The sequence below is a fragment of the uncultured Acinetobacter sp. genome (assembly GCF_947624825.1).
In the GTDB taxonomy this organism is placed as follows: domain Bacteria; phylum Pseudomonadota; class Gammaproteobacteria; order Pseudomonadales; family Moraxellaceae; genus Acinetobacter.
Genome location: NZ_CANQLZ010000064.1, coordinates 1 through 12,286, shown reverse-complemented (window position 1 = coordinate 12,286; position 12,286 = coordinate 1). Strand labels below are relative to the sequence as shown.

Genomic DNA, 12,286 nt, shown 5'->3' with positions numbered 1-12,286 from the left:
TTCTTGAGAATATTTAGCCATTAAAAAGCACCCTTTAAATTAGACTGAGAGTGTCCAACTTTCGGGGTGCAGATTAATATGGCGGTTTTTTTATACAATAATTTTTTTGCCTTCATGTAAGCAATAAAACGGATTGATAAATTTAGAGGTTTTATTCATGGCTTTCATCAACTCGTGCTCAGATTGTTCACGTGCTTCAGTATTGACCTGAAAGGTGCGATAACGTACCGCAACCGAACATTTAGAATGCAAATCTTTATGCGCTTGCAAAGCATCGGTCGGACTTAAATGTAAATAACGCAACACATCTTTTTGTGGATAGCAATTAAGTGGCAACAATGCTACACGTGGTGCGCCTAAGCGCTGATGAATGGTTTTAAAGTGACTTGAGTAACCAGTATCGCCTGCAAAAAAACAGTAATCTGCACCATGCTTAATGGCAAAGCCTCCCCATAAAGCGCGGTTATAATCACGTAAACCACGCCCTGAGGCATGTTGGGCTGGGGTAAAAATAACCTTAAACTCACCAAACTCTTGCCATTGCCACCAATCTAGCTCCACCACGTTAAAATGATCTGGCAAATACCATGCGTTGCCTAAACCCGTAAAAATTGGCATCTCAAATTTTTCATGCAACCATGTCAGTGTGGCAACATCCATATGATCATAGTGATTATGGCTAATTAGCACGGCATCAATCGGTGGCAGCTCTTCTAGCGCAATACCTGCCGGAGACATCCGTTTTGGCCCACGTCCTTGCTGTGGACCTGCATACTCTGCCCAAATCGGGTCAGTTAAAAAGTTATAAGGACCAATTTGTATTAGCGCTGTGGCATGCCCAATAAACCACACTTGCCAATCATCTAAACCTGCATGCGGACGTGCTTGGGGCACATTACGCCCTGCCCCAAGACGTTGTTCCAACTCGGCTGAGTAATCGACTTGCCATGTGGCACGTTTACGTCGTAGCAGCCATTTGACTAAACTGCCGCGCGTGGGTGCTTCAGGCGGATTACCGGGATTAAAAAACACCTGTCCATCGTAATGGTCAGAATGCAAATAGTCGAACGTGGGTTGACGCCACGTATGCGTCCAACAAGAAAGCGTCGGCAATTGGAAGTGATGTTGTTGTAAATCTTGTTTCATGGCATCCAAGTTCTAAGCATGGTTTAGGCGAACATGTGGGCATCTATCGCGTCATGATTGCACTTTGCCATAGTGCGACACTTTTTGCATTAAGCCGCGATAAAATAATCAGCTTGTCGTATCTTAGCTAAATTTGATACAAGTTTACGCAGTGTTTTTGTTGCCAATATAAAAAAAGAAGCTTACGCTTCTTGTTAGGATTTTGCCAAGTATTGTTCACGCCATTCTTTAAAGAAATACAACACAATACCCAACATCACAATGCTAATACCAATAAAAGCATGGCTACTAATATGCTCATTGTTTAAGGTCGCACCTAAAATTAAGGCAATAATGGGTGTCATCACATTACTTAATGACACAGTTGAAGCTGCCAAACGACGAATCAACCAGAAATAACACAGCATTGCCACAATAGATGACATGATCATGGTAAAGCCAAAACCAATCCAAGCATGTGTGCTTGGCATTTGCGTTGGGAAATGCTGCCAAATAAATGGTATCAGCAACAACGAAGCTAAAGCTGATACAAGCAAAGAACCCGTGGCTTGTGACATCGGTTTAAGCGGCGCATTAATTTGTTTAACCCAAAAAATCGAGCTGATATAAGACACCATACTAATTAGCATTAATACCACACCCCAAGGGTTCACTTGGGTGTCGGCAGAATCGGCAAAAACAAAACTTAAACCACCCACCGCAATGGCCATACCTAACCATTGTATCCAGATTAATTTATGGGTTTTTAAAATCACATGCCCAATTAAACCTGCAATCAGGGGTGAAAAACCAAAGATTAGTGCCATTAATCCAGAAGTTAAATAATTAGCAGCCAAGTAAATAAATAGCTGTGCACCAATTAAATTTAAGCTACCTGCCACATAGCTTTGCATTGACGTGGCATCAAAAGGCAGTGGATTACGCATAAGCGCAAGTAAGCCTAAAGCAATGATACAGGCACCAAAATAACGAATAATCAACACCCACATGGGATGCACTTCTGCCACACTCCACACAATCGCTAAAGGTGTGGTCGCCCAAATTAACACCAATAAGGCGTAGATACTTGCCGTAAGCGGCAAAGATGCTTTCATAATGTTACTCATTGAGTTTTGAATTGGCATAAAAAAACAGACCTTAGTTACCCAAGGTCTGCTCTTTGACAATAACCTAAAACTTATTTAACAAGTTTACGTAAATCTTGGCTCAAGTCTAAATATTTATCGGCTTCAAAAGCAGCTTGCTTGCTGATGAGTTTTTTCAAATGACGCATGTCTTTGGCAGCATTGACAGTAATACCACCCACAATCACGCCGTCTGTCACACCAAACAATACAAATGATGATTCTTGACGTAATTCAGGTTGAATTTCACCACGAACTAACCACTCGCTCGCTGCCATATCACCAACAAACTGATAGTTGATATCCAGTTGATCCGTCCAGAACCATGCTGGATTAGCAACAGGATGCTCAACTTGCATCACGTGACGTGCAAAGATGCCTGCTTGTAAGTTAGCATTTTCCCATGTTTCCACACGACGGAACTCGCCATCGGCGCGAAGCTGAGTAGCAACGTCACCTGCTGCATAAATATCAGGATGTGAGGTTTGGCAGTTTTCATTGACTTTAATCGCAAAATCAACATCTAAACCTGCATCAACCGCAAGCTGTGCATTTGGCACAATACCAATACCATACACTACAGCATCAGCACGTAGCTCTTCGCCACCTTGTAAAGTGACCACAACTTCTTCGCCATCTAATTTGCAATCTGCAATGGCAGTTGATAAACGTACATCAACGCCTGCGAGTTGTTGCTGAGCCAAGAAAAATTCGCTCAAGATACGTGGTGATGAACGACCCATCACCATTGCACCCATTTCAATCACAGTCACGTCACATTGTTTAAAACGTGCAGATGATGCAAGTTCTAAACCAATCACACCACCACCAATTAAGATGATGCGTTTGCCGGGTTGTAATACTGGTACAAGTGCTTGTGAGTCTTCTAGGTTACGCAAGGTGTAAACGTGTTTACCCAAAGCATCAAAATTTGGTAAACGACGTGCTGCACCGCCAGTGGCAAGCAATAGCTTGTCAAATGCAATCACATCGCCATTTTTAAGTTCAGCAGTTTTTGCGTCGCTATTGATTTTAACCACGCCATTGCCACGAATGACTTCAACACCAAGTTCTGCCAGTTTTTCTTCCGACAAAATTTCGATTTTAGTCTCTTCAGGTTTTAGAATCACATCTTTAGATAGCGGTGGACGCTCATAAGGAAGATGCGTTTCATCGCCCACTAAGATGATTTTACCTTCGTATTTATTGCCACGAAGTTCTAAAATTGCGCTAGCACCGGCTTGACCAGCACCAACAATAACGATGGTTTCAACGCTCATGTGCTATTCCTTATTTCAATTCTGCAGAGACAATACCAAAGCCTGCAATCCACTCGCTAATGTCTTCATAGCAGTGTGCAGTCATGTCATATTCGCCAACTTCATGAAGTGCTGCAAATGCTGCCATCCACGAACGAACCTCTTGACCACCACGGCCGCCATCACGACGGATTTCCGCTTCTGTCATCGCTTCCATTGTGGCAAAATCAGCTTTCTTGAACGTTTCAAGTAAAGCACGATCCCACTCAGGATTAAGAGGTACAGCAACTGACTTATCGCCTGCTGCCAATTTTTGACCTACAGCAATAATTTTGCCTTGACGTGCATTACGCGCTTCTTCGCTTGGGTTACGACCTGCAATTAAGAACTCTTCCACTTCTGGTGGTACAGCACCCATTTGCGGCGTTGGTGGATCATGCGATAAACCACCTGTACCCAATACCAGTACACGCTCGTTATCAAGGTTTAAAGACTTGATAAACTGACCTACAGCACGGCCTAAAGCAATGGTACGCTTTGTGGTTGGCATCGGTGCTGCAGCACCATTAATAAATACCGGAATCGTTGGATAACGATCAAGCTGGCCACCACATAAGAAATGTAATGGCTGAGTCACACCATGGTCGGCCTGCATACGATATGAGTACGCAACATCCACACCTTCATCTAACACACGACGAACCAAATTCAGTGCTGTATCTTCAGGCACATCAATATGATCGTTGTCTTTACCGTAATCCCAATCACCTGCAGCTTTGGCACGAATACCTACGCAGAAACTTGGCATTAAGTCATAGAAAAAACCATTAAAATGGTCAGGACCAAAGGTAATGATCAGTGTTGGATTATAGTCTTCAACTTCTTGTGCAAGCTTGGCAAAAGTTTCACGAACTTTGTCTTCTTTATATTTTTCTTGCGGTGAAGCGAATTCCATTAATGGACTGTGCGATGCACAAATAAGTTTAACGGCCATGTGAGACTCCTAAACGGAAGGCAGCCATAAAGGCTGCCAAAGTAAGTTCAATGTGAAAAATTAGATTTCGTCAAAGAAGCCAGCACGTGGTTGACGTAAACCACGAATACCTAAACCACATTCAGCGTTAATTAATACGCCAGTCAATGGACGGTTGTTTTGACGCGAAGCCAATAACACATATGAACCTGTCATATCTTCTGGTTCTGGTAAGAAATTCAGTGGCATACCACGTGCAATCTTTTCAGGATCACGCGCATCAAGTAAACCTACGTTTTCTTGACCCAGTGACGCAGCACCTTTGATATTGACATTCATACCTGATGGGGCAACCGCATTCACTCGTACTTTAGGCGCAAGCTCATAGGCTAATTCTTTCATAATACCCACACCAGCATGCTTAGACGCTGTATATACAGGGCCTCCGCCAGCTGAGTACAATGCTGAATTAGACAAAGTAAATATGATCGACCCTTCAGATTTAACTAATTCATCAAGCGCAGCTTTGGCACCAAGGATTAAAGACTTGGTGTTAATGCCCATGATTTCATCAAAAGCTTTTTCAAGCTGCTCGCCCGAAGTATTGACGATATCGGCATAATGATCCCAGATACCGGCATTTCCTACGAAACAGTCAAGTTTACCAAAACGCTCAACGGTCGCTTTAACAGCACGGACATTGTCTTCATAGCTGGCTACATCGCCTTCGATCGCAAGAACTTTACCGCCAAAGTGCTCATTTAATGCATCAACCTTTGCTTTTGAACGTTGAAGTACGGCAACTTGTGCACCTTCTTCTAAAAAACGTTCAACCAGCGCCCAGCCTAAGCCTGAACCACCACCGGTAATAAGTGCAACTTCACCTTGTAGCCAACCCATGATTACTCTCCTGCCATCTCTACGTATAGTGCGCCATCTTCAATCACAACTGGGAAAGTTTGGATTGCATCAGTCGCTGGTAAACATAACGCTTGACCCGTTTTTAAGCAAAAACGTGCAGCGTGAAGTGGGCACTCAACAGTACCATCATCTTCAAGGTAACCTTCAGACATAGAAGCGTTGCCGTGTGAACAACGGTCGTTCATCGCGAAGAATTCGCCACCGTTGTTAAATACTGCTAAGGCATCAATACCGTTAACACCACAATCTACTTTTAGCGCTTCGCCTTCGTCTAATTCGTCAACTTGGCAAACAAAAATTTTATTCATTAGAAGAACACACTCAGGTTATGTGAGTTGTAAGTAACTTGGTCAAGCATGATCTTACGGTTGAAGATTTGGAAGCCTAAGCCACCTTCAACTTGACGGATCTTGTCATGACGTTTACCACAATAGATAACAACGTCTTTCTCTTTTTGCGTACGGTATAACAAATAAGTTACGTACACATCGTATTCACCTTCAACTTCAGTTGGCTCTACAATCACGTTTGATACCATATGCGTGGTACGTGATGGCGGCTCTTCAGCCCATGCCATACCGGTTTCAAGACGAGCAACACGACGTTCTAAAAGATCTTTCGTTTCATTGAACACCCAAGTTGTAGGTGGTTCAACAGAACGACGACGGTCACGGGTTTGAGCGTTTGGTGTAGTACGTAAAGTGTATGACACATCGTCAGCCATTACGTCTAACCAATCGCGGAATTTCCAATCGTCAAGCAATTTGCCTTCACGATAGAGGAACTGACTAATTTGGTGATGAAGTTCTAAGCTGATTTGACTCATTTCATAAGCTCCTTCTCGTATTCGTCAGCCGCTTTTTCCACGTCTTCCCATTTTTCATGGATTAATAAATCTGCCCAACGGCGGTACATACCACGCGCTGCTGTTTCAGAGAAAATGTAGTTGGTAATACCTGGAATACCGTCTTCACGGAATTTCTCGTTACCTTTACCCATTTCAACGATGAGTTTGTTTTTACGCGCTTTATAACCACGTAATACTTTTTGGATCTCAATCCAGTTTTCAGAGTCATCTTGCTCTAAGAAACCAGCTGGACCAAAGGCACGTGTTGCAGAACGTTCAAATGCTTCTTTCACTTCTTGAGACGCTTCAGCATCAGCAATACAAAATGCCCACACTTCAGTTTTGTTTGGACCACGTGGGTGCCATACGCGAAGTGTTGCAGTACCGTTCAACCAAGACAATGTTGGGAACATGGTGTTGTGACCTGCAAGACGTAAAGCACGGATTTCACCTAAACGCTCTTTTACATCTTCGTAAGTTTCGCGGAAGTAATTTGCAACTTCACCGTCAACCCATACGTTAGCATCTGGCTTTTCTGTAAAGAAGAAACCTGAACCATGACCGCGTGAACCGTATTGGATCGCGTCTTTTGCTGTTTCCCATACTGGACGAGCCGTTTGTGCTGCACCTAATTTTTTAGATGCTTCATCATCAGGTTTGGCACCAAGTACTTGAATTGCAGATGCATGCGAGAATAACGCGTGGTATTGGTCAGATGCGAACTGTTCAGCTGCAAATTTCCAGTTACAGTCGATTTCCCACTTATGCACACCACCGATGATTTCAGTACCACCCGGACGACGGTCAACAACGCCATCTAAGTACCAAGCGATATCACCCATGTATTCGATTAAGTCAGGTGTTGTTTCATCCCAGCAACCGAAGATTAAGCCTTTGTAAGACTCAACGCGGTTCACTTCAACCAGACCCCATTGCTCTTTACATGCACCATGTGGGTAAGCACGATCTTCAAGCGGGATATCTTTTAATGAACCATCAATACCATAAGACCAGCCGTGGTATGGGCAAGTAAACGCACGTGTATTACCACAGTCAGCGAAACTTACACGCATAGAACGGTGACGGCATTGGTTTAAGAATGCTTTAATTGAACCGTCTTTTTGACGTGCCACGATGATTGGATCTTCACCCATATAGGTATTGAAGAAGTCACCTGCCTTTGGAATTTGGCTTTCGTGACAAAGGAACAACCATGTACGACCGAACACACGTTCGAGTTCTAATTCATAGATGTCTGGATCTGTATAGATAGATGGCGTAAGACGACCATTTTGTGCATCGACTAAAGCGTCGATTTCGCGCACATCAATTTTTCCACTCATGAAAAGTTCTCCTGTGTCCAGTAAAGGCACAAAAAGTAATAGACTCAACTTGAGACGATAATCGTTTTTTGAACAGCGATAGTGAAATATTTTTTTTGTTTTAATTAAGATATTTTACAGATTATTATTTTTTGTTGTCTAACTATTAAATCAGCTCTTGTGACTTGTAATGTATTTATTTCCTAAATGGCAGAATAATCTTCTCCAAATAGTTGTTTATAGATTATACTAAACAGAAATCATAGTAAGACATTTTTTGGATTACTCTTTGGACTGGTGATATGGAATTACGACACCTTCGATATTTTATTACCGTAGCTGAAGAACTCAACTTCAGTAAAGCGGCTTTAAAACTCTATACAGCGCAACCCTCTTTAAGTCAGCAAATTAAAGACTTAGAAGAAGATGTGGGCGTAAAGTTATTACATCGTACTAAACGTAAGGTGGAGCTCACTGAAGAGGGTGCCGTGTTCTTAGAACAAGCGCGCTTAACCCTTGCACAAGCTGACAAAGCGGTTGCTATGGCACGTCAAGTGTCTCAAGCCAAACAGCAAATGTTACGCATTGGTTTTGTGCCTGTGGCGGAAATGAAAATTTTCCCTTATGTATTGCCAAATTTACGCGTGCAAAACTCTGATTTAAAAATTGAATTACTGAGTATGAACAACTCAGATCAGAGTAAAGCGATCAAAAAAGGTGAACTCGATATCACTTTTACCCGTCAAAAACTGCAAAGTGACGAAATTGAGAGCCAATTTGTACTGCGTGAGCCCCTAATCTTTATTTTGCCCAAGGATCATCCTTTAGCCAAATACGAGCGCATTCCAGTCAAAGCCTTGAACGGAATTGATTTTATTATTCCTGCCATGGAACAATCGCAAACCCTGCACAACTTGATTTTAGACTTTGCTAAAAGCAACAATATTGAGCTTAATATTGTTCAAAAAGCAGATAACATCTTGTTTAATATCAACTCTATTGGTATGGGACTTGGTTGCACAATTTTACCGGGCTATATTGCGCCGCTCACCATGAGCAATACCGTGATTCGTCCATTAGATGTAGAGCTGCCGCATCTTGATTTATATGTCAGTTATCGTAAGAACAGTACATCGCTTGCTGTAACCAAATTTATTGAGTTATTAACGCGCGTTTTCTATCTTGGTTTTAATCGCGAAGCTGAATAATTTTTAGCAATGACACAGTATGTGAAAAGCATCATTATTTTATACGAGAATAATGGTGTTTTTTTATGCCCTATTTTGCACAAAATACATACAATTCAGACTTAAGTCTAAACTCTTTTTTTTATAATTGAGTTAAATCGGTTACAAAAAAATAAGTATGTAAATGTTTCAAGATAAAGCAGATCTTATTTATGCTCCATCTACAACTTAAGTCTAATACTTAAGTGTGCCTGTAAAAGCGGATTTTTACCGTAAAACCCATATTACTTGATAATGACACTCATTTATAAAATTAACGCAAGTGATGATTGAAAAAAAAGGATGGTTTGCACCACCCTTTTTTTGATTAAAGCTTATTTTACACCGTGTACCGCAAGGTAGTTTTTGATCACAGTGTTAAATTCATCTGCTTTTTCAACTTGTGACCAGTGACCACATTGGCTGAAAATATGCGCATCAGCATTTGGAACCACATTTAAAATGTCCCAAGTACGTGATACTGGAATAACAACGTCTTGTGTACCGTGAATAAGAAGAACTGGAACAGTAATCTCTTTCATTTTTTCGAAATCTAATGGGAATTCGAAACGGTCACGGTCACGTGCGCCAACAACGTCCATTAAACGGTTTGAAGCGTAGTCATTTGCAGCTGACTCGTAACGAACTTTAACAAGCTCATCCGTGATCAAATCTTTGTTAACTACAAACATAGACAGTGTCTTTTTAACACCTTCAACAGTTAACACTGGGTTTGCATGAGCTTTAAGCGCAGCAGTTTGTACTGCACCGCCTGTACCCATAGAAACAATACCTAAAACACGCTCTGGATAATCAATTGCAAATTGGAATGCCAACCAACCACCAAGTGAGTTACCCACTAACCATGTTTTTTCAATGCCAAGTGCATCTAAAGTACGTACAGCGTGATCAACCCAAGCACGAATACCATATGCAGTATTTGGCGCTACAACAGTTTGACCGTAACCAATGGTGTCAATTGCGATACAACGCGCTTGTTCACCAATTTGAGGTAGGTTTAACCACCAGTTTGCCGCAGCAGATACACCAGTACCTGAACCATGTAAGAATAAAATAGGCGTACCTTCACCAATTTCATGGTAATGCGTTAACTCGCCTTCAGCTGTTTCGATCCATTTGTCTTCTAAACCAAAGAATGAATCAGTTTTATATTCTGGGATTTGAACAGTGCTCATACTTACTCCTCGTATAGCGTAAAACGCTGCTGGGTTGCCCCAACCTTCGCAATTTTTTTTCAGTTTATAACTGATTTAACCTATCCATATTACCTGTTCAAACCAATAAAACTGATATAAATTTACGATCAAATCGTATAAAAAAACGATAATTTAAGCTGTTGTTTTGTAAAGTTTTTAGTAAAAGCCAATTCCCTAATTTTGCTCAGGTATTTCATTAAAAAATACTGAAGCTTAAAAAGAGCAGCTTAGGCTGCTCTTTTTTCAACCCTAAATTAGAACTTATAACTATAGGTGGTCGCAACACGATGCTCTTGTAGGTCATTTGCGAAGTTATAATTGGTATCAATAAACATGTAGTTAAAGCCTAAACCTTTAAGTTTACCCTCTGGCACTACATAATTTACGATTAGATTATTTTCGTTTTCTTTACCTTCTCGTTTATTTACGCCCATATCAATGTTGTCGCCACGGAAATGACGCACGGTTGTCGTTAAACCGGGTACACCTGCGTCGGCAAAGTTATAGGTATAACCTAAACTCCAAGAGCGCTCATCTTTACGAATAAAACTTGCCACCGACCAATTGTCTAAATAAGGTTGGGCAACCCAACCACCAAGCGTTGGGAACATAGGGGCTTGATTGCCGTGTTCACCAAACATTTGTTGATAGCCCAATTGAACTGTGTGCATGCCATGATTAATTTTTGCACCTGCTGACACGGCTTGACTATCAATCTCACCAAATAACTTATCACCTGATTCACTGTTATCAAAATAACGAACATGTGCGTCAAGTTTAGTTTGTTCAGTTAAATTGGTTTTTAAAGTCGCAGCTACATAATGCTGTTGGTAGATGTTGGTGACATCGGCATACCAGTAGCTAGCACCAATTTTAAGGGTAAACTGATGATCAACACCAAGAATATACATGCCGTCATCAGTTGTTTTATTTTGAGCTTCTGCTTGTGCAAAATTGTTATTTGGGAATAAAGTCAAATCTTGATATTGATTATCGTAACGTGCATTAATGCCATCAATATACGCTAAGGTTAATTTGGTATCTTTAATATCTTTTGATTCTAACCAAGCACCGCTGTATGTGGTCAGCAATTGACGTGATGGGTCAAAGAACAACACAGGTGACATTGGTAATAAATCACCCACCTTTAATTCTGTTTGTCCGGCTTTCACCTTTAAGGTTGCACCTAACTTTGCATTGTCTTTTTTAACTTCTTTTTTGTTGTAGTCATATGGCATGTGAATATCATCCACAGCACCTTGCGATTTTAAGCCAATCGCATATTGCGCCAATAGATCAGCACCCACTTGAATACCTGCACCCACATCATGATAACCAGACTTTGCATCTAAAATCACACCTTGTGTCCAGTTGCTATAGCCTTTGCTATTGGCATTGGTGTCTTTATTGAAATCACGGTCAACATAGAAATTTTTAAATTTAAGTTGAACATTACTATCGTCAATAAAATCTGCTTGTGCTGCAGTCGTTGCAAAAGTTGCTGCGCAGATGGCTATCCATAGTGATTGGCGACGCATGGCTAAATTCCTAAAAAGTCTACGTGGGCTTAGGGGCTCATGATGCAAAAACCACTGTGATAAAAAAATCCGACTAGAGTAGTAAACTCAATTTAGCTACCACTATTTAAAGATCAAGTGCTTTGATGAATTAGAGTTTTTTTCAATAACTCCTTAAAGTAACTCAGCAAAACAACCAATATAAACATTTGTTATTAGAGTATTTTTTTTATTTATTTTGATCATGCTGCTTTAATCAGCAACCTTTAAGTGTTTTTAACTTTAAGCAAGCGGAGGATTATTTTTGTAATTTATTTTTAATAAGACCAAAATAATCTAAGATGATATTTTTTATATATAATTTAAGCATAAAAAAGCGCCCATTAAGGACGCTTTTTTTAAAACTCAAATTTTAACAATTAAGCTTGAAGCTCACGCGCTTTTGCCATTGTTAAAGCTAAGTCTTCGATCATGTCTTCTTGACCGCCAACCGTACCACGGCGACCAAGTTCCATTAAAATTTCACGAGCAGATACGCCATATTTCGCTTCAGCACGTTTAGCAAACAATAGGAATGATGAGTAAACACCCGCATAACCTAAAGTTGCTGCATCACGGTCTGCACGAATTGGGTTGTGCATCATTGGAATCACAAGGTCTTCAGCAACGTCTTGTACTTTGAACAAGTCAACGCCAGTGTCCATACCCATACGGTTTGCAACTGCGATGAACAA

11 protein-coding genes and 1 pseudogene are annotated in these 12,286 nt (G+C 41.0%); 1 reads left to right on the top strand and 11 read right to left on the bottom strand.

Annotated features, from left to right (window positions below):
- Positions 1 to 90: 90 nt before the first annotated feature.
- The 8 genes from Q0017_RS11850 to hcaE form a co-directional block, all read right to left on the bottom strand.
- Positions 91 to 1,146 (bottom strand): MBL fold metallo-hydrolase, encoded by a 1,056-nt coding sequence (locus tag Q0017_RS11850; RefSeq protein WP_298147072.1) that lies wholly within the window; start codon positions 1,144 to 1,146, stop codon positions 91 to 93.
- 194 nt (positions 1,147 to 1,340) lie between these two features.
- Positions 1,341 to 2,252 (bottom strand): EamA family transporter, encoded by a 912-nt coding sequence (locus tag Q0017_RS11845; protein ID WP_298147075.1) that lies wholly within the window; start codon positions 2,250 to 2,252, stop codon positions 1,341 to 1,343.
- Positions 2,253 to 2,323: 71 nt separating this feature from the next.
- The gene (gene hcaD / locus Q0017_RS11840; protein ID WP_298147068.1) at positions 2,324 to 3,550 is read right to left on the bottom strand and encodes a 3-phenylpropionate/cinnamic acid dioxygenase ferredoxin--NAD(+) reductase subunit; all 1,227 of its coding nucleotides are present in this window, start codon (positions 3,548 to 3,550) and stop codon (positions 2,324 to 2,326) included.
- Between the two features lie 10 nt (positions 3,551 to 3,560).
- Positions 3,561 to 4,523 carry a 3-carboxyethylcatechol 2,3-dioxygenase gene (locus Q0017_RS11835; protein WP_298147065.1) on the bottom strand — a complete coding sequence of 321 codons (963 nt, stop codon included), beginning with the start codon at positions 4,521 to 4,523 and terminating at the stop codon, positions 3,561 to 3,563.
- Positions 4,524 to 4,583: 60 nt separating this feature from the next.
- Positions 4,584 to 5,402, bottom strand: coding sequence for a 3-phenylpropionate-dihydrodiol/cinnamic acid-dihydrodiol dehydrogenase (hcaB, locus tag Q0017_RS11830; protein ID WP_298147062.1), 819 nt, complete (start codon positions 5,400 to 5,402; stop codon positions 4,584 to 4,586).
- A 2-nt stretch (positions 5,403 to 5,404) separates the two neighbouring features.
- Positions 5,405 to 5,731 carry a 3-phenylpropionate/cinnamic acid dioxygenase ferredoxin subunit gene (hcaC, locus tag Q0017_RS11825; RefSeq protein ID WP_298147059.1) on the bottom strand — a complete coding sequence of 109 codons (327 nt, stop codon included), beginning with the start codon at positions 5,729 to 5,731 and terminating at the stop codon, positions 5,405 to 5,407.
- Positions 5,731 to 6,249, bottom strand: coding sequence for a 3-phenylpropionate/cinnamic acid dioxygenase subunit beta (gene hcaF, locus Q0017_RS11820; RefSeq protein ID WP_298147056.1), 519 nt, complete (start codon positions 6,247 to 6,249; stop codon positions 5,731 to 5,733). Before hcaF ends, hcaC begins: the two co-directional genes overlap by 1 nt.
- Positions 6,246 to 7,613 carry a 3-phenylpropionate/cinnamic acid dioxygenase subunit alpha gene (gene hcaE, locus Q0017_RS11815; protein ID WP_298147053.1) on the bottom strand — a complete coding sequence of 456 codons (1,368 nt, stop codon included), beginning with the start codon at positions 7,611 to 7,613 and terminating at the stop codon, positions 6,246 to 6,248. The genes hcaF and hcaE overlap by 4 nt, the downstream gene beginning before the upstream one ends.
- A gap of 281 nt (positions 7,614 to 7,894) precedes the next feature.
- Between hcaE and hcaR the strand changes: the two genes are divergently transcribed.
- On the top strand, positions 7,895 to 8,800 hold the full coding sequence (gene hcaR / locus Q0017_RS11810) for a DNA-binding transcriptional regulator HcaR (RefSeq protein WP_298147051.1): 906 nt from the start codon (positions 7,895 to 7,897) through the stop codon (positions 8,798 to 8,800).
- A 353-nt stretch (positions 8,801 to 9,153) separates the two neighbouring features.
- On the opposite strand, the gene Q0017_RS11805 is transcribed toward hcaR, so the two are convergent.
- From Q0017_RS11805 to Q0017_RS11795, 3 genes and pseudogenes are all read right to left on the bottom strand, one after another.
- Entirely contained in the window at positions 9,154 to 10,014 is an 861-nt protein-coding gene (locus tag Q0017_RS11805; RefSeq protein ID WP_298147048.1) for an alpha/beta hydrolase, read from the bottom strand.
- A 275-nt stretch (positions 10,015 to 10,289) separates the two neighbouring features.
- On the bottom strand, positions 10,290 to 11,573 hold the full coding sequence (locus tag Q0017_RS11800) for an OprD family outer membrane porin (protein ID WP_298147046.1): 1,284 nt from the start codon (positions 11,571 to 11,573) through the stop codon (positions 10,290 to 10,292).
- A gap of 398 nt (positions 11,574 to 11,971) precedes the next feature.
- Positions 11,972 to 12,286 (bottom strand): annotated as a pseudogene (locus Q0017_RS11795) (4-hydroxy-2-oxovalerate aldolase); the annotation flags it as partial.